Annotated in this window: 21 protein-coding genes and 1 pseudogene; 8 read left to right on the top strand and 14 right to left on the bottom strand. The window is 45.5% G+C overall.

Annotated features, from left to right (window positions below; translation table 11 throughout):
• Nucleotides 1-10 precede the first annotated feature (10 nt).
• Entirely contained in the window at nt 11-1,249 is a 1,239-nt protein-coding gene (locus tag IQ257_RS23630; protein WP_193877765.1) for a cation:proton antiporter, read from the bottom strand.
• A 798-nt stretch (nt 1,250-2,047) separates the two neighbouring features.
• Here IQ257_RS23630 and IQ257_RS23635 point away from each other — a divergent pair.
• The 4 genes from IQ257_RS23635 (at nt 2,048) to IQ257_RS23650 (ending at nt 6,606) form a co-directional block, all read left to right on the top strand.
• A complete protein-coding gene (locus IQ257_RS23635) occupies nt 2,048-4,591 on the top strand; it encodes a PAS domain-containing hybrid sensor histidine kinase/response regulator (protein WP_193877767.1) in 2,544 nt (847 codons plus the stop codon).
• A 286-nt stretch (nt 4,592-4,877) separates the two neighbouring features.
• Nucleotides 4,878-5,282: a DUF2294 domain-containing protein gene (locus tag IQ257_RS23640; RefSeq protein ID WP_193877769.1), complete on the top strand. Its 405-nt coding sequence runs from the start codon at nt 4,878-4,880 to the stop codon at nt 5,280-5,282.
• Between the two features lie 201 nt (nt 5,283-5,483).
• Complete coding sequence (locus tag IQ257_RS23645; RefSeq protein ID WP_193877771.1) at nt 5,484-6,131, top strand: Uma2 family endonuclease; 648 nt, start codon at nt 5,484-5,486, stop codon at nt 6,129-6,131.
• A gap of 286 nt (nt 6,132-6,417) precedes the next feature.
• Nucleotides 6,418-6,606, top strand: coding sequence for a hypothetical protein (locus IQ257_RS23650; protein ID WP_193877773.1), 189 nt, complete (start codon nt 6,418-6,420; stop codon nt 6,604-6,606).
• Nucleotides 6,607-6,621: 15 nt separating this feature from the next.
• Here the strand turns inward: IQ257_RS23650 and IQ257_RS23655 are convergent, their stop codons facing one another.
• From IQ257_RS23655 to IQ257_RS23675, 5 genes are all read right to left on the bottom strand, one after another.
• Nucleotides 6,622-7,035 (bottom strand): putative toxin-antitoxin system toxin component, PIN family, encoded by a 414-nt coding sequence (locus tag IQ257_RS23655; protein ID WP_193877775.1) that lies wholly within the window; start codon nt 7,033-7,035, stop codon nt 6,622-6,624.
• Nucleotides 7,032-7,262 (bottom strand): hypothetical protein, encoded by a 231-nt coding sequence (locus IQ257_RS23660; RefSeq protein ID WP_193877777.1) that lies wholly within the window; start codon nt 7,260-7,262, stop codon nt 7,032-7,034. The genes IQ257_RS23655 and IQ257_RS23660 overlap by 4 nt, the downstream gene beginning before the upstream one ends.
• Before the next feature lie 64 nt (nt 7,263-7,326).
• The gene (locus IQ257_RS31665) at nt 7,327-7,434 is read right to left on the bottom strand and encodes a cysteine peptidase family C39 domain-containing protein (protein WP_193877779.1); all 108 of its coding nucleotides are present in this window, start codon (nt 7,432-7,434) and stop codon (nt 7,327-7,329) included.
• A 39-nt stretch (nt 7,435-7,473) separates the two neighbouring features.
• A complete protein-coding gene (locus tag IQ257_RS23670; protein WP_193877780.1) occupies nt 7,474-7,968 on the bottom strand; it encodes a DUF3368 domain-containing protein in 495 nt (164 codons plus the stop codon).
• Nucleotides 7,965-8,213: a UPF0175 family protein gene (locus IQ257_RS23675; protein WP_193877782.1), complete on the bottom strand. Its 249-nt coding sequence runs from the start codon at nt 8,211-8,213 to the stop codon at nt 7,965-7,967. Before IQ257_RS23675 ends, IQ257_RS23670 begins: the two co-directional genes overlap by 4 nt.
• 110 nt (nt 8,214-8,323) lie before the next feature.
• On the opposite strand from IQ257_RS23675, the gene IQ257_RS23680 reads away from it, so the two are divergent.
• The gene (locus IQ257_RS23680; RefSeq protein WP_193877784.1) at nt 8,324-8,521 is read left to right on the top strand and encodes a hypothetical protein; all 198 of its coding nucleotides are present in this window, start codon (nt 8,324-8,326) and stop codon (nt 8,519-8,521) included.
• Between the two features lie 111 nt (nt 8,522-8,632).
• Here IQ257_RS23680 and IQ257_RS23685 read toward each other — a convergent pair whose 3' ends face one another.
• The 7 genes from IQ257_RS23685 to IQ257_RS23710 form a co-directional block, all read right to left on the bottom strand.
• Nucleotides 8,633-8,842, bottom strand: coding sequence for a hypothetical protein (locus tag IQ257_RS23685; protein ID WP_193877786.1), 210 nt, complete (start codon nt 8,840-8,842; stop codon nt 8,633-8,635).
• Between the two features lie 72 nt (nt 8,843-8,914).
• A complete protein-coding gene (locus IQ257_RS31670) occupies nt 8,915-9,013 on the bottom strand; it encodes a hypothetical protein (protein ID WP_416207935.1) in 99 nt (32 codons plus the stop codon).
• 268 nt (nt 9,014-9,281) lie between these two features.
• The gene (locus tag IQ257_RS23690) at nt 9,282-11,213 is read right to left on the bottom strand and encodes a PatA/PatG family cyanobactin maturation protease (protein ID WP_193877788.1); all 1,932 of its coding nucleotides are present in this window, start codon (nt 11,211-11,213) and stop codon (nt 9,282-9,284) included.
• Nucleotides 11,214-11,413: 200 nt separating this feature from the next.
• A complete protein-coding gene (locus IQ257_RS23695) occupies nt 11,414-12,316 on the bottom strand; it encodes an AraC family transcriptional regulator (protein WP_193877789.1) in 903 nt (300 codons plus the stop codon).
• Between the two features lie 29 nt (nt 12,317-12,345).
• Entirely contained in the window at nt 12,346-13,236 is an 891-nt protein-coding gene (locus IQ257_RS23700; RefSeq protein ID WP_193877791.1) for a helix-turn-helix transcriptional regulator, read from the bottom strand.
• 41 nt (nt 13,237-13,277) lie between these two features.
• Nucleotides 13,278-13,967, bottom strand: a complete 690-nt coding sequence (locus IQ257_RS23705; RefSeq protein WP_193877793.1) for a hypothetical protein — start codon at nt 13,965-13,967, stop codon at nt 13,278-13,280.
• Complete coding sequence (locus IQ257_RS23710) at nt 13,960-16,467, bottom strand: CHASE2 domain-containing protein (protein ID WP_193877795.1); 2,508 nt, start codon at nt 16,465-16,467, stop codon at nt 13,960-13,962. Before IQ257_RS23710 ends, IQ257_RS23705 begins: the two co-directional genes overlap by 8 nt.
• 418 nt (nt 16,468-16,885) lie before the next feature.
• Here IQ257_RS23710 and msrB point away from each other — a divergent pair, with 418 nt between their 5' ends.
• The 3 genes from msrB (at nt 16,886) to IQ257_RS23725 (ending at nt 18,713) form a co-directional block, all read left to right on the top strand.
• Nucleotides 16,886-17,380: a peptide-methionine (R)-S-oxide reductase MsrB gene (msrB, locus tag IQ257_RS23715; protein ID WP_193877797.1), complete on the top strand. Its 495-nt coding sequence runs from the start codon at nt 16,886-16,888 to the stop codon at nt 17,378-17,380.
• 119 nt (nt 17,381-17,499) lie between these two features.
• Nucleotides 17,500-18,297, top strand: a complete 798-nt coding sequence (locus IQ257_RS23720) for a phytanoyl-CoA dioxygenase family protein (RefSeq protein WP_193877799.1) — start codon at nt 17,500-17,502, stop codon at nt 18,295-18,297.
• Nucleotides 18,298-18,422: 125 nt separating this feature from the next.
• On the top strand, nt 18,423-18,713 hold the full coding sequence (locus IQ257_RS23725) for a DUF2470 domain-containing protein (protein ID WP_193877802.1): 291 nt from the start codon (nt 18,423-18,425) through the stop codon (nt 18,711-18,713).
• A 733-nt stretch (nt 18,714-19,446) separates the two neighbouring features.
• Here IQ257_RS23725 and IQ257_RS23730 read toward each other — a convergent pair.
• A pseudogene (locus IQ257_RS23730) lies at nt 19,447-19,777 on the bottom strand (DNA helicase RecG); the annotation flags it as partial.

Below are 19,777 nucleotides of genomic sequence, written 5' to 3' on the forward strand. Positions count from 1 at the left end.
AGAGACAGCCCTACTCCCCACTCCCCACTCCCTTAGACTCCCTACTCCCATACCAGTTCATCAAAGGTGTTGCACTAATTCCATGTCCAATTACAGAGATGCAAACGATACTCAAGGTAATCCAGGCAATTTGCTCGCCGATTTCTCCTTCTAACCCTTTACTTAAAGCATAGGTTAGGTAGTAGAGAGAACCAATGCCACGAATCCCAAACCAACCAAAGAGTAGGCGGGTTTGTAGGGGGAGAAAACTACCCAGCATACTGAATTCAACCCCAAGTGGACGAATGATAAAAAACAACAAAAAAGCAACCAATAAAGTCTGAGGTGCATACTTGAGCATTGGCTCGAATAACAGCATTGAACCAAGGAGTAAAATCGTGCCAATTTCCAGGAGTTTTTCAATTTGTTCAATAAATTCTAATTGCGCAATACGCTTGTCTGGTTCGCAGTAATAACTGGCTTGGACTACAACGCCAGCGACAAAAACAGCCAGAAAACCATAGCCATTGACGACTTCCGTTAAGCCATAGGTCAGTAAAACAGTACTCAGGGCAAGAAAATCTTCCATCAACGCATCAATTAGGCGTCGGCGTCGCAGTCGTCTATCGATCCACACGATAACTTTGGCGACTAAAAAACCCATAACAATACCAGCAGCAATTGCCCAAACTAAGTCAATAGCAACCCACTGTTTAAACCAATTTTCCCAGTTATTGTCCTCAAGCCAGTGAATTCCAAAATAGACAAAGGGAAACGCTAACGCATCATTCAACCCCCCTTCAGAGGTCAACCCAAATCGTAACTCATCGTTATCTTCAATATCAAATAGCTGAACTTCTGACGCTAAAACGGGGTCAGTAGGTGCTAAAATAGCTCCGAATAAAATAGCAGCCCCCCAACCCCAACCGAGAAGCCAATGACCGACACTAGCAAGAGCAAAAATCGAAATAGGCATTAAAAACCCGATTAGCCGTGCTGTCGTGTTCCACGCCCATAATTGTACGACGCGGTTCATTTTCAAGCCGCAACCAAATACGGAGATAATGACCACTAACTCGGTCAGCCGTTCTAAAAATTCCGCCTTGGGTCGCAATTGAATGAGTCCAACACCGTAAGGTCCAAGAAAGATGCCAACGAGCAGGTAAATTAGGGCATAGGAAAGAGGCAAGCGTGAAATCCAACCTGATCCTAGAGTGACTGCAAGCAGGAGCAAGCCAACGACAAGCAGGTTAAGAATGTAGGTATCCATAAATTAAGCTATTGTTCTGCCAGCCTATCAGCTTCGAGCCGTGGGCAAAATCAGCTTCTAGCTAGATTTTGGGAGGAAGAGATGAGAGATTGGTTAGACTAAGATAAAAGCTAATATTCAGACTGGCGTAGGGAATTTACCCCTAGAGATAGAGATTAACTATACCCCTAGGGTGAGGACTTACGGGAGAAAATCAGAGACAATAACTGAGGAATTCAGTCTAGTTAGCTAAACTCACGCTGCTTCTACTGGAGTATTGTTTTTATGTTCGCTCTATTAAAAGAAAAGCTTTTTATCTAACCTTTGAATACTATTCTCCGCCTAAATGTTTCAGTGAACGCTAGAAATTGACTCCTCAAAAAACAATGCAATTCTAAATATTTACACTTGTGTATGTGAGAAACAGTCTCTTAGATACCCCTGTTTTTTAATTCCTGATGATGCTACAATTTTGCGAGTGAAGATTGACAAAGTAGTGTAGACCTTTGGATGTAGCCATAAAAACTATTCCCTGAGTCTACTAAGGCTGTTTGCTCCATCAGTTCCTCTAGAATAACGGGCGTAAGACTAATGAACTAGTGCCGAGCTTATAGCAATTCTTGTTATCGAGTAAACCAGCTCGACTGACTAAGGCTTCGTTCCTTGATGAGTCTGCCTCTAGATACTGAAGTGAGCGTACTAACGGAAGCTGGCAGCGCCTCTACTCCGAACTCTTACAAAGCAAAAGTATCGGACTAGAGTTAGCGTCACGTCACCTATCCAGAAGCAACCGTTAAGGTTATGACAGGGTCATAGGAGATGCTCAAGACATTGGCGTTAATCACAAACAATTTATCTGTCACCTTTGGTGTAACCCTGTCTCTCATCACGGCTGTACTGCTGATGCTACAGCGGTGGCAGAAGCGGCTGCTGTCTCCTGAACCCAACGAACCGGAGACACGAAATCGGTGGCAGTCAGTCGTGCAAATGGCGGGTAACGCTATTATTTGCCTTTCACCCAGTTATCGCATTTTGGAATGGAATCAGGCAACTGAGCAGATTTATGGGTGGCAGCGGCACGAAGTCCTTGGCAGGAATTATTTAACGTTGTTGCCAAAAGTAGTGCGAGATACCGTTGCGGCAAACTGCCAGCAAGTTTTAGCTCAGAAAACGGCTTATCCTCTAGAGCATCCCGTATTTACCTCTGATGGTCAAGAGCGCGTCCTCTTATGGCACGTTACTCCTTGGCTTGACGAGTGGGGCAATGCGATTGGTATTATTGCTAGTGGTCAAGATATTACAGAACGAAAAACTCAGGAAGCAGCATTAGTAGAGGCACGAGAAGCGGCGCTACAAGCCTCTCAGTCTAAATCCCAGTTTCTGGCTCAAATGAGTCATGAGATTCGCACTCCCATGAATGGCGTGCTGGGGATGGTGGAATTGCTTCAGAGAACAAACCTGACTCTACAACAACAAGACTATAGCCGCACCATCTCTCGCAGCGCCAAACATCTATTAACCGTTATCAACGATATCCTCGACCTATCGAAGTTGGAAGCAGGGGAAACCCAGCTAGAACACCTCGATTTTGACTTGGATGGCTGCTTGGGTACGGTTGTCGATTTGCTCGCTGCCAAAGCGGAAGACAAAGGGTTAGAGCTGGCTATTTGGATGGATAGCGCCATACCCAGACAGCTTAATGGGGATGCGGTGCGGTTGCGCCAAGTTCTGCTGAATCTGGTCAGCAATGCCATTAAATTTACCGAAGCAGGGAGCGTGCTGATTCATGTCCTGTTGCAGTCTGAAACTGACCAAACGGTTAAAATTCGTTTTGCAGTCAAAGATACGGGCATTGGCATTGCCCCAGATTTGCAACCCAAGCTATTCGAGCCATTCGTACAAGGAAATACACCCGCTGCTCACAAATACGGAGGCACCGGTCTGGGGCTTTCGATTTGCCGGAAATTTGTCAAGTTGATGAGGGGTGAAATTGCTCTAGAAAGCAATCTCGGTGAAGGCTCAACCTTTTGGTTTACGGCTGAGTTTGGTAAATCTCAGATCAGCGAACCCAACCCAGTTCCTGTCGAGTTAGCTGGCTTGAAATTATTGGTTGTTGATGGTAGTTCTCTGGTGCGTCAGTCTGTGATTTATCTGGCTCGCACTTGGGAGATTGAGGTTGACGAGGTGGAAACGACTGCTGCCGCACTAACTGCTTGGGAAATGGCGGAAGCCCGAAACCAGCCCTATGATATTGTCCTGGTTGAAGAAAACCTTCTGGATGCAGAGAGTGTGGCATTTCTGCGAGTCATGCACAAGAGTTCAACTCACTCTCAGACTAAATTCCTGCTGATGAGTGGTATGAATAAGCGCCAAAGGGCAGAGCAGCTTTTGAAGTTGGGAAACTTTAGCTATCTAGTCAAACCCATTACTCCTTCGCGCTTGCTCACAAGTCTGGTTTGGGCGTTGGGATTATCGGTAACGCAGAATTTAGCCCTAGGAGCAAGGGTTGAGAGTTCTAACAGTTCTACCCCAATTCCTTCTGACAAAGAGGGTTTTGAGACACCTACTCTATCTGTTTCTATTCTATTGGCAGAAGATGACCCCATCAATCAACAAGTTATTCTTGGTCAACTGAACCTTTTGGGGTATCGAGCCGATTGTGTTACTGATGGACAAGCCGTTCTCGACCGACTGGCTCAAGATGATTACGATATTGTCTTAATGGATTGCCAGATGCCGATATTAGATGGCTATGAAACTACCCGGTTGCTGCGCTATCACGAGCAGTCAGACCGACACACGGTTGTTATTGCTCTAACGGCAAGTGCAATGTCAACGGATCGGGATAAATGTCTGGCAGTGGGTATGGATGATTATATCAGCAAACCGGTGGAATTAGAAGCCTTAGGAAATATTGTGCGGCGATGGACGAATCTGACGCTACCTAAGGATTGGATGAAGCCTACTGACTCAACTGCTCAGGCGAAACCCGCTCGTTTTCCTGCCAGCCCCACCCTTAGCGAACCCGACTGCCCCATCGATTTAGAGCGTCTTAGCCAACTGTTTAAAAATAAACCTGACTATCAGCAAAAGTTTCTCACAATTTTTATCAAAGAAGCCCAAAATAGAATAAACGGTATTCGTGAAGCGATCGCTACTGAAGATTTTGCCAGTATCCAGCAGCAAGCTCACCGCCTCAAGGGTTCTAGTGCGAATGCTGGTGTGTGGCAAATGCCAGAAATGGCACAGCAGTTGGAGTGGTTAGCCCAAGAAAAATGTCTGGAGACAGCAGTAGAGTTAGTCGAAGCACTTCAACATTGTCTTGAGGGAGTTCGAGTTTTTCTTGAGGGACAGAAACGTTGAGGGGGGTAGAAAGGGAGTAGGGAATAGGGAATTCAATAAGCAAAGGAAACCTAGAAACGTCGAGGAAAGCCGTCTCCTAGGAAGATGTTATTTTCTACCCATGGAAATCTGAACCTTTAACTTCTGGGCTAATTCTTCCCCAACTCCCTATTCCCTATTCCCTATTCCCTATTCCCTATTCCCTATTCCCTATTCCCTATTCCCTATTCCCTATTCCCTATTCCCTAGTGTAGGCTTATTAGTCAGGAATTTGATTGGGCAATCCTGCAATCCCTACCCTCTACCTATGACTGAAACAATTCTCCCCACTCGCGGGCAGTTGGAAAGAACGCTCTCACAGCGAATTCAATCGTTATACCGTGAATACCTAGGACATCAACCCAGTAAAATCACAGCGACTATCGATAGAGAGAGAATCACGATTCTGATTGAGAATGCCTTAACCCAACCCGAACAACTCTTGGTTGAACGGGGACAGGAAACGCTGACTGAACAGGTACGAGTCGATTTAGAGCAAGCAATCGAGCATCCGTTAAGGGACTTGATTGAAGACGTTGTGGGGGTAAAAGTTGTTGATCTACTCAGCGATACTACCCTTAAAACAGGCAGAACTGGCACTATTGCTGTTTTAGCAGATGTGCCAAAATTTCGCAATTATACACCCAAATCCCCAACGAACAAGGCATCGTAATGGTATCAACAAGGGATCTCGAAGTGGCATAGTGGCACTGGCACTAGAAGAATTTATCCGTCTTCTGTCACTCTGGGAAAATAAAAATCCCAGCCAACGGATGAAAGTCAAACCTCATGGACAAAAGAGCGATCGCTCCAGAGACAGGCTAAGTCCTTCCGCTTTACATATACTTGAGCTAAGGGAATTCTGGGTTGAATCATGCATTTAACAATTACCAACGACAGAATCGACTTACCTCCAGGTGGAGAGGTAATTCTGCGCCATCAAACCTGGTTGGACTATGAGAAACTATTGGAGAGTCGCCAAGACAAGGCAGCTATCAAGATTTATTTCGACGTAGAAACTCAAGAAATTCGCATCATGGCTCCCTTACCAGGACATGGAAAGAAATCCGATACCCTCTCGGATTTGGTAAAGGCTCTCTTGCGACACCAAGGACAAGATTGGGATAGCTTCGATCCAATTACGCTGAAACGATTTGAGCAGGCTGGACTGGAGCCAGATTCCTGCTTTTACATTCAAAACCGTCAAGCTATTTTAGGCAAAGAACGGATAGATTTAGAAATCGATCCGCCTCCCGATTTGGCACTTGAGATAGATCTAACCTCATCCACGAAACCTGAAGATTATCAAGGAATTGGTGTCCCTGAACTCTGGATCTATCGGCGTAAAGTGCTATATCTTTATCTGTTTGATGGACAGCAGTATCAACAAAGCCCTAACAGTCTCACGTTTCCTGGAATTCCTGTAAAACAACTTATCCCAAACTATGTAGAGCGTGCTTGGGAAGCAGGTTCCAGTATTGCACTGAGAGAGTTTGAAAATAAATTGCGAGAACAACAGTAGAGCTAGGCATTACCAGTCTTGCAACTTATTAGATTGTATTTGCCTGCAATTTTAGCGTCATCAATCAGGTAACAGAGCAACAGAAGATTGCTTACGCTTTTCCTGACTTATGGAATAAGTTCTTACAGAGTGGGAATCAGAAAGGCGATCGCCTAGGAGGGTAGTGTAAGATGTGAGTTGACTGAATCCTAGTATTCAGCGTATCAGCGCCATCCAGCAAGATGAATGGGAGCCTTTTCTAGAAGAGGCAATTGAGGCGGCGATTCGTCCGGCAAGTGTGGAAGTTATGGAGGGTGCCTATAATTCCTTTCAACTCTCTGAGTTGGTGGATAGAACGCAGATAATTATCACGGCTCAGAGATTGCTCGATTTAACCTATGAACATTCGGCAAAGATGTTACCAGGAATAATTGATGAGAGTTTAGTTCAGTTACCCGGTGGAGAAGAGTGGAAAGAGGGTAAGCGATCGCATTAGTATTAAAGTACAGAGTTATTCCAACTGTTCCAATAATTGACTAACCGATAAAACGGGTACGGTTGCATTAGAAAAATCCTCTGTATCACGAGTAATAATTGCATCTAAGTTTTGAGCCATTGCACAAGCAACCTGTACAGCATCTTCAAAATCTCTTATCCCAGAGGTTAAAGCTACCTCCAATACAGCGCGATTCACTGGGCAAATTTCCATCACTGCCAGTGTAATAGAGATGACTTGCCTTGCCTGCTCAATACTCTGAGTTTGTTTTCTAGCAATGTAGAAGATATCAGTTAGCGTTGTTGCCGTAACATAACCAATAACCTGCTCAGAACCGATCGCCTGAAACAATAATTCTGCATCTTGCAAAAACGGCTCTCGTTCCAGTAAATAATCTAAAATAACATTAGTATCGATCAGGACTCTCACTGGATATATTTCTCCACCCGACGTTCTTCCAAGATTGCCTGAATTTGAGCATCAGTTGGTGGTGGCTGATCAGTTTTCAACAATCCTCGCATCTGGTTGATCAGGGTTTTTCGCTTGAGTTGTGGATTGAGGGTATCTTGCAGAGATTGAATAATCGCATTGACGAGTGCAAGGCGATCGTTCACGGATAACTTGAAAGCCTGTTCTTTGAGTTCTTGTAACGACATGGGAATGACTCCAGCTTTCCACAGATGCCAGTAATTATAGTGTGGGCGATTCCCTACGGGATAGCTAACGCTTCACGCACCTCCCCTCTTGGGCAACGAAAAGAGCGATCGTGGCGAGACAAGCTGCACCACAATCTTCTTCACTATGTTGTTGGACGCAGGCATATTTCATTAGGAAGGCTGATTAACTATCGATAACTGCCCTGTGAGATTAAGATTCATCTACCATTTCTAAAATCTGATTGTATAGGGTTGGAGATACTCTAAACTCTGATGTGGCAATCAAAGCATCGATCAACGGCTTGACGGAAACGATTAGATTTTGGTGTTTCGCCTCAATTAAAATACCCAGCAATCCGGTAATCCTCAAGCCCAAGCGATCGGCTTCTGTTCGACCACGACGCTCATCAATTAACAGTAAATCAGCACCGAGTTCCAAGGCAAGAGCAATCGCCTCCGATTCTCCAGGATCTAACTTTACCTCGTTTAGAAGATGCCCAACTACCTCACGGTTAACCACTTGCCTAACGTCCAGCCAGGAAGCCAATTGAACTTCAAAAGTTCCGGGAACAGAAGGATCTATATCTGTCAGTTCACGATACACAGCTTCGGGAATGATGACTCGATCGTAGAGTTGGGGCAAAAGCTGTAGGTGTTGAATTGCTGCCAAATTTGTGATTGCCGAGGTATCGCTGATGACGATCAAAGCCGTCCTAACTCCCGCAAGTTTTTTAAATCCAATTCAAAGTCTTCAACGTCGTAAGAGTAGAGCGGAATTTTGCGCTGCTTGAGAAGTTGGCGAAAGTCGTTGGGTTGCATCTGTGCTAGTCGGCTGGCATATCCCAGTGTTAAGTAACCTGTTTGGAACAGGTATAGTGCAATTTCCTGGCGAAACTCACTTGGGGTAAGCCTAGACGCTTGTAGGATTTCGTCTGAAATAACGATACTCATCGCACAATTGCCTTATCAGTTGTATTTCTAAGGGTAGCCCAAGAACTTACTATAGCGGTTCTCAATTACATGAGGTACAGTCTTATTCCCTACTCCCTGCCTTCATCAGGGTGTACCTCACAACCCTGAGAAATGCTATATATGGCTTCAGTGTTACCTTATACAAAAAGCAAGGTAGGCGATCGCCCATCCTGCCCGAACTAGGTTGGTGCGTTTGTCCAATGGACAACGCACCCTACAAGATTAGCGATCGCACTGGAGCAACGATAAGAGCGATCGCTCCCACCCAGCGAGGAAAAGCTAACTAAACTGTTAATTTGGATTGCTGGATACAATATTGATACAATTGGTGCGTTTGTCTGATGGACAACGCACCCTACAAATTGGCGATCGCACTCTCTAAACGAAAGTCCTACTCCTCAAGTCTCAATTGTTAATCTACCTTTACAAGTGAGTTTACCCGTACTTGTGTCTAACTCGGCGGTTCCCTGACAAATAACTTGTCCTTCCTCCGGTTCCGGTTCTAATTCTTCTATTGTAAAATCAAATTGCTGTGGATAAATTGAAGAATTTATTGAAACTTGAATCGATTTTCGTTCAATAAATTGAGATTGGATGGGAAGTCTCATTTTTTACTATTCTCCTACATGAAAAATTGGACATGAAGATAACACGAAAAATTCTCTAACAGTAGAGACTCGTTATCTAACAAACCACGATCGCACTCTCCCCACACTCATTGAACACACATCACTCACATCAACTGTGAAGCGATAAACTTTCCTGGCTTGTTGAAACACTCATCTGGGAATGAAAAATGTTAACACCTCCAGCCGCATCTCCTCACCCACCGCCCAGAAACTCGCAGATAACGCCAACTGCACAAATAGCGGCAACGCCGAGGCGAATTAGGATTAGAATGAACTTGAGAAGGATAAACTGCACTGATTGCAATAGGTCTTACAGAGGTATTGCTCCCAACACTCTCTGATTGAATAGGAAGTCTCATCTTTGTTTTCTCCTGAAAATTGTAGTTGTTCTAGAATGATAAAGAATTCATGAGATTCACTACCGCACAAACCACGATCGCACTCTCCCCACACTCACCGGACAAACATCACTCACATCGACTGTGAAGCGATAGCATTTCCGGGCTTGTTGAAACACTAGTCTGGGATTAAAAAACGTCAGCTTCACATCCCAGCACTCAGAACCCGGACGGCACAGAGGACTGGGTTCTACCTCTATCGTGTCGAGATCCATCTCCTCTCGAATGGCACATTCAAAGATGCGTTCCGCATTAAGAGCATTCGTGGCTGAGTAATTGATGGCTCGTTCTTGAGGAGTTATCCCCAGATTCCGCAGTTCGTAATAAATCTTCTCCAAGAAGTTTGTAACCCCTTGGGCTGCTGACTCATCGGGTTCACTCCCACATATCACTTCAATCAATGCTGATGTTGTCCAGCTATACATACAGCGAAGCGTCGGCAGAATGATAGGGACAACTCGCCCGGACATCAGCATTACTTGTCCTGTGATTATACCAGGAACTGAAATGCGCTCAACACCTTCTTCTAATTGCTCCCTGAGAAACTGTCGCAACCGTTCATATCCCTGTGCCGCATAAGCACCTTGAGGTTGAATGGCGTAGACGGGTGTTGTATCCCAGTTCACCGTCCAAAGAATGGATTCTGTGTCCCAAGGATTTTCATCCAAATATGCCAACAGTTGCCGAGGATCTTGAGGATTCGCCCCCTCACCCATGTGTTGTTGGATCGAGTCCCGACGGGCTTCGGTGCCGAAGTCATAGCCTACCTGTCCTAAAGCATAGACCAACTGTGCTGGTGCGCTACTGCCACCCTCACAACTACACGCCGCAGGAGATATCGCACTGGGATTCGCCTGAGCTTGCGACTGAGGTGGTGAACCTTGAATTTGTACGGGTTGAGGCATCACCTCAGAAGATGGGGGAGTGTAGGTTGCTGCTTGCACGGCAGGGATTTGAGGTTGAGCTGAAAGTGGCGGTTGATTCGTCACTTTAATTGGTGCAGATTCAACCGTTGCTGATTCTTCTAGATTTTCATCCATAGTTTCTCCCTGTTGAAGAATAATTGACATGGCTCCTCTAACGTTGAGACGACCTGCTAAAATACGACGACAATCAGGAGCGGGTTGAGTGTCACAAGCGATCGCACTTTGCAAAATGGCAGCCCGAACCGCTTGAGGGTTGGGGGTTTGATCTTGTTTTACCTGGAGACTCAGCAGTAGAGCGGCAACACCGGAAACAATTGCCGTCGCGTAACTCGTACCCGTGTGGGCTGTAATCCCTCCTCCCACCTTTGCACCCGCGATCGCTTCACCGAGGGCTAAAATACCTTGAGTCTGATACTTTTCTCCCCAATTGCTAAAGTCCAACGGTGTACCTTCGGCATTCATTGCCCCCACCGCCAGAACCGAGGGAATCGCTCCAGGGATATGGAGACAGTCACATCCATCGTTGCCGACTGCCGCAATAATCAGAATGTTTTGCTCTGCACAATGGCGAACCGCATTTGCCAGAAGTGGATCGGCTTCTCCACTAGGAGTTAGTTGTCCACCGCTAATGTTGATGATGTGAACACCCTGATTGGCAGCTAAAAGTATCACTCTGGCTAAATCAATCTGGGAGCAAGGTGCAATTGAGTTGTCTTTTCCATCGGTGAAGATGGGAATCGATAAACCCCGACACTGAGGAGCAATGCCTTGAACGCCTCCATCATGCTGACCGAAAATAATACTGGCAACATGGGTGCCATGCTGAGTGGCTAAACCTTGGCTAGCAACCTTCGGGACAAGGGAATCTAGCTGAGTGAGTTTCGCACCTGCAAGACTGGGATGGGAGTGATCCACACCTCCATCCAGAATCGCGGTGAGAATCTGTTCGTTGCCCAGTGTTACTTCCCAGAGTTCTTGTAGTCCGGGAATGACGGAGGCGATGTTGGAATTAGCCACTGTAGTCATGGGGAACGATCCTATGCTCTACTGTTGATCATCCAACGGTTGCCAGAGTTTGGGATTGATCATGCTCAACAGTTCCTCATCTTCATAACATCCTTTGTGAAAAATGAATCAAGATTCAGTGGCTCGACTGAGTTAGATTCAACCTTATTACATCAACCCGAAGAAGTCTTGCACAATCGTGCTATTTGTACACATTCTTGCTATGAGTTAATAAATCGTGTTGGAGTTACTCCCGTCAAACGCTTAAAGTGACGGTGGAGATGGCTTTGATGAGAGAAGCCACAGTCTACAGCAATTTCCCCCAAACTCAAACCGCCTTTTCTGAGCAATTGTTTAGCCCGCTCGACTCGGCATTGAATCACATATTGGTAAGGACTCAGCCCAGTGGATTGTTTGAAGAGGCGGCAAAAATAGTAGCGACTCAGCCCCAAATAACCTGCGACTTCATCAAGGCAAATATCTTCTGCTAAGTGAGCGTTAATATAGTCCATCGCTTGCTTAAACTGACAGGGCGATAAACCGCCTGTATGCCATTTACACTTGGGTTTACGAGCGGTATAGTTTCGCAGTAGGTGAACCGCCAAAAAGGTTGCTGCTGATTCTGCATAGAGCTTACTGCCGGAGCCATTCCTCTCCAGCTCTCCTTTCAACGCGATTCCCAAGTGATAAATCAGCGGATCGGTGATTTGAGGATAGCAGACTAACTCAAACTGATCTGGATCAATCAGCTCATGCGCTGCATGATTGATAAAGTTTGGTTCAAAACTTAACTGAATAGCCTCAAGCTCTTCATCCCACCGACATTGCCAAGTTTTTCCCATCGGTGAAATGCACAGATCCCCAGGATGGAATATAAGATCGCTTTTTTTCCCCTCAATCCTTTGCTCCACCGCAAGCCCATTGACTGTAGGAATTGTAATCAAGTGTTGCTGACAAGTAGATTCTGGCACTTCAAACGACGGTAACCGATGGAATTCAAGATACATTCCTTGCCATTGTGCGGAATGGCTTGATAGTAAAGAGGGAATGGGAACCGCCTGTGAAAGAGCTTTCTCCTTGGAGAGATCGAGAGTGTAGGACTGAGTTTGCATGGTCTGATTCATCCTTAATCATTCTTAACTAAGTAGTCTTGCTACAAACTCAGAAACTGCTTGGGTGTTACCCCAGTTAACCGCTTGAAGTGGCGATGGAGGTGGCTTTGATGAGTAAATCCACAAGCAACTGAAATGTCTGCGAGGCTCAAATCACCTTTTTTGAGCAGGTATTTTGCCCGCTCAACTCGGCATTGAATCACATATTGGTACGGACTCAACCCAGTAGATTGTTTGAATAGGCGGCAAAAATAGTAGCGACTCAGCCCTAAATAACCTGCTAGTTCATCAAGACAAATCTCTTCTGCCAAATGATCGTGAATATAGTCCACCGCTTGCTTAAGCTTACAGTGCGATAAACCGCCTTCCTGCCTCTGGCAACAGGGCTTTACGGTGGAGTAATGCTGTAGCAGGTGAACTGCTAAGAATGTTGCCGCTGATTCTGCATAGAGCTTACTGCCAGAGCCATTCCTCTCCAGCTCAGTTTTTAGAGCGATCGCTATTTGATGAATGAGCGGATCGGCTTGGATAAAGTGCGGCACTAGCTCGATGATATCTGGATCGACTAATTCAGGAGCAGCATAGTTGATCAACTCAGGCTCTAGGATTAAATGAATCCCCTCAAATTCTTGCTGCCATCGATACCGACGGGGAAGGCTTAAAGGGGCAACATTGATATCGCCTGCCTGAAATGAAGTCGCCTGAGTCTTTCCCTCTACAATTTCCTCAACCTCAACGCCGTATCGAGTTGGAATCGTAATGATATGTTGCTGGTAGGAATATTCAGGGACTTCCATCGGAGGCTGACACTGAAACTCAAGATACATCCCGTTCCATTGAGCTTGATGGCTTGAGAGTAAAGAGGGACGAGGAAAATATTGTGCAATGGAGTCTCCTTGGGCGCAGTCAAGAATTAGCGGCTTCTCCTGCATGATATTTGATTACTTGAGAGTTTCTCGAACGCCAATTTATATTACATACACAACTGATCAGGAATTCGCTGGATAACTTCCTCAACCGCTTCAGGGGGATTTTCTAAGCTGTAGACTTCCTGAAAAACATCCGACCAAAGTCCCTTTTGAGCAAAGTAATTGGCTCTAGCCAAAGCCGTTTCTTCCGGGGTAGCGCCTTGTTCCTTGAGTTCCTGTTCCAAAATGATTAATCGTACCCGGATACGATCGCGTTCCTCATCATCCATGACTTTAAACGGAACGAAAAGCTTAGGTATTGAGTCACTCTCCTGATCAAAAATCAGCCATTGGTAAATTTGACCGGGTTGTAAAGGTTCTCCAGTATAGGCAACGGGGTTATCTGCTGACGCCACAGCTTGACTCCAGAGAATATCCTCGCTACCTGAGAGACGCACGCCAATTTTACCCACATTTCCCTGCCAAATGAATAAAGGGCGATCGCTCCAAACTTCTGTATTAGTGTTTGCGCTTAACGGTGCGATCATACATAAATCTCCCCGTGCAATACCTTGTCCGGGTGTTCCTGGAGGTGGGTTATCTTCTTGGCGTTGGAAGAAGTCCTGAAATATCTTCTGCCAAGCACGAAACCGATTGGTTTGTGCCGTGGCTGTTAATGAGGATTGGATGGGCAAACCAGAAACCACTATCCCTGTCACTAATAAAGTAGATAATACCCAGTTGAGCTTAGACATGAGATTTGCTCTCTAATAAGTTTAGGAGAATGTAAGTCCAAAATGCCGTTGCAGGTATGAACCAAGGTAATAGTACTGCCCCAGTAACGTAAACTTGTAAGCTAGCCAGTCCGTAAATTACCGTGACGCCCGTCATCAGTAGTATCCATTTGCCTTTTCCAGAAGGGAAGAAAATGAGCAAAAGCCTATCTTTCTTTTGGCGTTTTCCTTTTACCTGCTCAAATGCCAGTACTGTTCCTTTTCCCAATAAGACGGCAATTCCCAGCAACCAAAGATCAGGAATCGGTACAACCAACCGCTGAGTTAAGAAATGATGGGTTAGGTAGGCGTGAACTTCACCACCAGGAAACACCTGACGCCTATCTGGTGGATTCTCCTGAGAACGCCAGTAAGCTAGAGCTTTTGGTACTGGAAAATTATCCTCTCCCTCTGCGCCAGCACCCGCTTCGCCATAGCCTCCTGCTGCAATAATGACAATCGGCTGCTGATTAGAGTCGAGTTTTAAAGAATTTATTGGCTCTTCCAGCAATTGCCAAGCTGGGAGGCGTTCATAAACGCGATTGGGAGGAATTGAGAAGTCAATAATCGGGTGCAGCCATCTCTGATGGTATTGATAAGAAAGGTTAGTTAGAGGCTGCAAACGTGCTGTAGGAGAAAAAATTTCTTTATAATCCTCACCCGTCGTATCACTGACATAGGCTTTCAGTTCAGATAGCCAGTTCATTGAAGATTGTAACTGGGGTTGAGGCGGTTTATTCGATTGCTCGAAGTTGAGCTGATAGGCTAACGCCAGGAGATAGGAAAACGGCAAGTTCCGAGAATCGGAATACTTCCTCGGTACTAAAGTTATGTGGGATATCTGATTCCCGAAAAGAACCATGACATCACCTTGCAAACTCCAATTGGGATTGGCAAACTCGGGCAGTATCTCAAACCAACCTCCCCCATCTTTACGTTTAGTTCCAAATACCAGCCAACTTCTTGGCTTTTCCACAGCAGCGCTGAAGGATTCAGCCAGTTTTTGGTCGTTTTCCTTTTGATAGCGATCGAGAAGATAATCAATACCGATCACTTTGGTATTACTCTCGGTTAGCTTGTCAACGATTTGCGCCAGATAGCGGCGATTCATGGGTTTGGGGTCAGAAATTCCTGCTTTTTTGATAGACTCTTCATCAATCTGCACTAACAGAACAGGGGGTTGCTGGGTTGTTGGGACTTGATTAGTAAGCTGGCGGTAGTATGCTTGAGCTAGTACCCGTTGCTCTAACAAAAAGTCTTGCACTGGTAGTTGCCAGCTTGCAAAGACTAAGGCTGCTAATGCGATCGCTTCTTTTTTCGTCGGCAACCAGCGCTTGAGCTTTTCCTTGACTCCAAAGGGTTCGATCCGAAACGGTGGCGCGTCGGCATGACGAAATAGAGACGGAATTAGGTAAGCGCTGGGGTAGGTGAGGTGCTTCTCTAATTTGAGATACTGACACGCAGCTAGTAGTGATTCATGAACATCCTTATGCTGTGCCAGATGCTGGAGAAACTGCACCAAAAACTCTTGGGCGACTTGGTTGTGAATCGGTTCCCGCATCACCGCCACCTGACTCAATCCCAGATCGATCAGGGCATTCGCCAAGCTGAGTCCGTTGCAGGAGTTGAATAGAGCAAACTGCAACCCCCGCTCCTTAGCGGTTTTGAGGGAGCGTTCGAGTTCGCTCAAGCTCAGGGAAACGCCGGGAGCGATCGCTAATTCTCCACCCGTCAGTACTGTTTCGTGACTATGACCTGCGAATAATAATACATCCCAACCTTGTTCATCTATAATAGTATTGACAATTTCCCTTTTTAATAAATCTGCTTCTTTTCCCGGTTGCCAGCCGATAAACTGAACATCTGCGACTGAAAAGAGCGATCGCACAGCGTCCCTATCCGCTTGGAAATTCAAGCCCGTATCATCTCCCAAAATCGCTAAAACCCGCGCCCGACGTCGCCAAGTTTTGGAAGTCACCGTTACCCCTTGAACAATCCCAGGTGTGCGAACAATCCGAATTCTACCGGCTGCGGCAAACTCCGTTCCTATCTCCCACGCTTCCCACGGCAACCGTGATACTTCTATGGGATTGCAGGTTAGAAACACTTCAACTGCAAGTAAACTTCCTTCCTGTTCCCCATCCCTAGCCGTTTGAGCAATGCGAGAACGAATTTCAAACAACTCAGCACTACGCAACCATTGATGAAATTCATACAAAAGCTTGGCTTCTGCCTGCACCAGTTTGGCGTGCCAATCAACAGGCGGAGCAGCAAAGCTGCCAATATTAGACACTCGCCCCCGCAACGCCTGCTTGTAAAAACTCAGATAAACTGCACTCCACTCTTGATACAGTAGTGTAAGATTCTCTGGATACGGAAGAGTGACACTGATTTGCTGCCCTCGTCCCCAAGACAGCTCAAACAGGCAGGCTTGTTCGACTCGCTGAACTTTGAGATAGAAAACACAGGTGTTCTGAATCATATCGATTTAGGCGTCACTAAAACCCTATGCAGCTCGGATAGGGGCTGGAGAAAGTTCTAGTTAAGCAAATTAGAGGATGATTGGTTTAACTGGCTATATCTCTCACCGATGAGGAAGCTATGCACTTTTCTGGTGCAGTCGAGTTAGGAGTAGGGAATGGGGAATGGGGAGTAGAGAGTGAGTAAGAAAACTCAATATACCTCACTAGGTTGGGAACCGCTATATCAGGTTTTTCACATAAAATTCTTAACGACTTCTCATCTTTCAACTCATTGATCCAGCTAAAATAATCTTATCTTCCCCAAACCTCCCATTTCTTCAAGCCAATCTAAATGAGTTGTAGAATATACTATTCCCTACTCCCCATTCCCTATTCAAGGCTTGATCAACTGGTTAATCAGCAACTAAATGAGAGATCATGAAGAAGCGGCATCTTGTACAGACTGGTGCAACACTAGTCGGTATAGCATGGTTATCACGTTATTTACCTGGGAGAACAAAAGTTATGGCAACGTCAAATAGTGAGTTTCAACTCACCAAAACTGAAGAAGAGTGGCGTAAAATTCTAACGCCGGAACAGTTCTCCGTACTGCGCAAACACGGTACTGAACGCGCCCACACCAGTCCCCTGGATAAGCAATATGGCAAAGGCACTTATGTGTGTGCGGCGTGCGACTTACCACTGTTTTCGTCGGAAACCAAATTTAATAGCGGTACGGGGTGGCCCAGTTTCTTTGCCCCCATTGAGGGTGGAATCGGTACATCGGTAGACAAGTCGTTTTTTATGACCAGAATTGAAGTGCATTGCAGTCGCTGCGGTGGGCATTTAGGTCATGTGTTTGAAGACGGACCTAAACCAACGGGTCAACGCTACTGCATGAATGGTGCTGCCCTGAAGTTTAAAGAAGGGTAATTTTACAGAGCATCACCAGTGGGTGCAAAAGTGCGATCGCTTCGTCTTAAACAGAGTAGGAATGCGATCGCACTCATTCAAGTCTAGGATTGTGTTGAATTTCTGTCTTCTCTGTTCAGATGAATTCTAAAAACCTGAAGCTCACCTGGGAACAATACGGCTACATTATTTTCCCCGACTTTATTGATGAAACCGAGAGAACTTCCTTAAAACAAATCTGCGATCGCATCCTCAATCAAATCATTGCTGATGATAAACGCTACGAAAACACCACCAACATCGCTTTTCTCACTGAGCCGAACTATTTTATCCATCACCACCAAGATTTACTCAAACTCTTAGAATTTATCGCCGCACCTCGTATTTTATCCATTCTGACTCAGATTTCCGGTCAATCCCCCCTATTTCACAACACTCAGTACTTCTACAAACCAAAACAGAAATCTTGGGATGGCATTTGGCATCGAGATACTCAGTTTAATGCACCCTATTCAGAACTAGAACAACAGCGAATGAGTCAGATGACGGGTGTTCACTTTCGGGTTGCTTTTGAAGATGATACTCGTCTAGAATATGTCCCAGGCTCTCATCAGCGTTGGGATACTGAAGCTGAATTGACTATCCGCAAAGGCAATAATCCGACCCAATCTGAAATGCCAGGGCGAGAGAGAATTGAGTTGAAAGCGGGTGATGCCTGTTTATTTCATGCCTGGGGAATTCATCGGGGTACATATCGAGCCGAAATTCCTAGAAGCACTTTCGATATTATTTATGGCTGGGGAGGTTTGTGTGACTGGGGTATTCCTAAACCCACCTGTTTTGCAGATCTATCCCTCCTCGAAGAATTAAGCAATACCGCCAAGATATTCTATCAAAATTTTATAGAAACCTATCAATCTTATTGGATGACCAGTTAATTCTAGTAATAGGAAACTATTTTATTTTATAATTAATCATTACCCTGAGTTATAAATACTGAATTATTCTAGTTTGTATTACTATTGATTTAGACAGAAAGTTTGATAAGTTAAAGAGGAACATCATGTCTGAAGCGTTTACACCTGAAGTGAGCGATCGCATTTGCAAGCACATGAACGAAGACCATGCAGATGCTATAGCGCTCTATGCCCGGACATTTGGCAATTCTCCCGATACAGAATCAGCCCAACTGGTTTCTATTGATGCTGGGGGAATGAATTTAATGACACAAGTCAACGGCACATCCGCCCCCCTGCGCATTGAATTTGATCGTCCCCTGAAAGATTCTGAAGACGCTCATCACACGTTAATTGACATGGTTAAGGAAGCCAGAGCGAGTTTGAAATCAAATTAAGCTTTGTTCATGGTTCAGAGTTTAGGGCTTAGGCACAGACTCTAAGTCAGCCGATAACAATAACAGTAGGGGAGTTGGCTGCGCTTGTGCGATCGCCACCCTACCAGTCTTCCTTGTGACTGTGCCAAAATTAACCTAAGTGTCTCAGATTTTATGAGCAATGGCTTGGGTAGCAGGACAGACGTTGCAGGATGGTAAGTTGTGGTGTGGGGAAGGAACTTTTAGCGTTTGGCCCGAACCCGGAAGAACTATTCTCTCGCGGCGAGACTTGTAAGCTATAGTCCAATAGTTCCGGAGGTTCAAAAGGATTTCCCAAAAATAGGCGAGGAAAAGCGATCGCGTTTTGGAAAAAACTGCGTCAGTTATCTTTTTATCAAGATGAGGTTCTACAAGCAGCATAAAGTGCTGTTTTTTCGGAATGTCTATACTTGGCAAAACAGAGGTAAAAAGGGAACTGATGTAGTAGATAATCATGTCCTGGTAGAGTTCATTAAAATTACACTAACCAATAGCTTATGTCGAAGATGTGGATGGTAATTGGTTGGAAAAGTGGGGTGAAGACGAAGAAGATAATCACTCCTCTATGTGGCGAGTAATCGCTACAGTCATAGCAGCTAGCAGAAGCAACAAAAGCGGCACTATCTCGCCAATTCTGTGGTTGCAGCTTCTAGCTGGGTAAATTTTGCGTAAGCCCTGACCTTTACAAGATTAACATAACGCCAATCAAGGTTAATCACGTCAAAATCGCCCCACCCATTAACTTAGAATACCGATACTCCAACTCCGCCTGCATCAACGGCAAACCCTCCAGTGCCTCATCCCGAAGTATAATCTTCTCCGCCGCATCCCGCGCCAAATTCAACACATCCTGGTCTTCTACCAAACTCGCCAACGCAAAATCCGCCAACCCCGACTGCCGTTTCCCCAACACTTCCCCCGGACCCCGGAAGCGCATATCCATCTCCGAAATAAAAAACCCATCCTGAGACTGTTCTAACACCCCCAAACGCTGACGCGCAGTATCCGTTTTCGAGCCACTCATCAGCAAGCAGTAAGACTGATGC

It is taken from the genome of Coleofasciculus sp. LEGE 07092, from assembly GCF_015207375.1.
Taxonomy (GTDB): domain Bacteria; phylum Cyanobacteriota; class Cyanobacteriia; order Cyanobacteriales; family Coleofasciculaceae; genus LEGE-07092.

Excerpts from the sequence above, each read along its gene's own strand:
- IQ257_RS23630 (WP_193877765.1), bottom strand. The coding sequence starts at position 1,249 with ATGGATACCTACATTCTTAACCTGCTTGTCGTTGGCTTGCTCCTGCTT.
- IQ257_RS23635 (WP_193877767.1), top strand. The coding sequence starts at position 2,048 with ATGCTCAAGACATTGGCGTTAATCACAAACAATTTATCTGTCACCTTT.
- IQ257_RS23640 (WP_193877769.1), top strand. The coding sequence starts at position 4,878 with ATGACTGAAACAATTCTCCCCACTCGCGGGCAGTTGGAAAGAACGCTC.
- IQ257_RS23645 (WP_193877771.1), top strand. The coding sequence starts at position 5,484 with ATGCATTTAACAATTACCAACGACAGAATCGACTTACCTCCAGGTGGA.
- IQ257_RS23650 (WP_193877773.1), top strand. The coding sequence starts at position 6,418 with ATGGAGGGTGCCTATAATTCCTTTCAACTCTCTGAGTTGGTGGATAGA.
- IQ257_RS23660 (WP_193877777.1), bottom strand. The coding sequence starts at position 7,262 with ATGTCGTTACAAGAACTCAAAGAACAGGCTTTCAAGTTATCCGTGAAC.
- IQ257_RS31665 (WP_193877779.1), bottom strand. The coding sequence starts at position 7,434 with ATGAAATATGCCTGCGTCCAACAACATAGTGAAGAAGATTGTGGTGCA.
- IQ257_RS23675 (WP_193877782.1), bottom strand. The coding sequence starts at position 8,213 with ATGAGTATCGTTATTTCAGACGAAATCCTACAAGCGTCTAGGCTTACC.
- IQ257_RS23685 (WP_193877786.1), bottom strand. The coding sequence starts at position 8,842 with ATGAGACTTCCCATCCAATCTCAATTTATTGAACGAAAATCGATTCAA.
- IQ257_RS23690 (WP_193877788.1), bottom strand. The coding sequence starts at position 11,213 with ATGACTACAGTGGCTAATTCCAACATCGCCTCCGTCATTCCCGGACTA.
- IQ257_RS23695 (WP_193877789.1), bottom strand. The coding sequence starts at position 12,316 with ATGAATCAGACCATGCAAACTCAGTCCTACACTCTCGATCTCTCCAAG.
- IQ257_RS23700 (WP_193877791.1), bottom strand. The coding sequence starts at position 13,236 with ATGCAGGAGAAGCCGCTAATTCTTGACTGCGCCCAAGGAGACTCCATT.
- IQ257_RS23705 (WP_193877793.1), bottom strand. The coding sequence starts at position 13,967 with ATGTCTAAGCTCAACTGGGTATTATCTACTTTATTAGTGACAGGGATA.
- IQ257_RS23710 (WP_193877795.1), bottom strand. The coding sequence starts at position 16,467 with ATGATTCAGAACACCTGTGTTTTCTATCTCAAAGTTCAGCGAGTCGAA.
- msrB (WP_193877797.1), top strand. The coding sequence starts at position 16,886 with ATGAAGAAGCGGCATCTTGTACAGACTGGTGCAACACTAGTCGGTATA.
- IQ257_RS23720 (WP_193877799.1), top strand. The coding sequence starts at position 17,500 with ATGAATTCTAAAAACCTGAAGCTCACCTGGGAACAATACGGCTACATT.
- IQ257_RS23725 (WP_193877802.1), top strand. The coding sequence starts at position 18,423 with ATGTCTGAAGCGTTTACACCTGAAGTGAGCGATCGCATTTGCAAGCAC.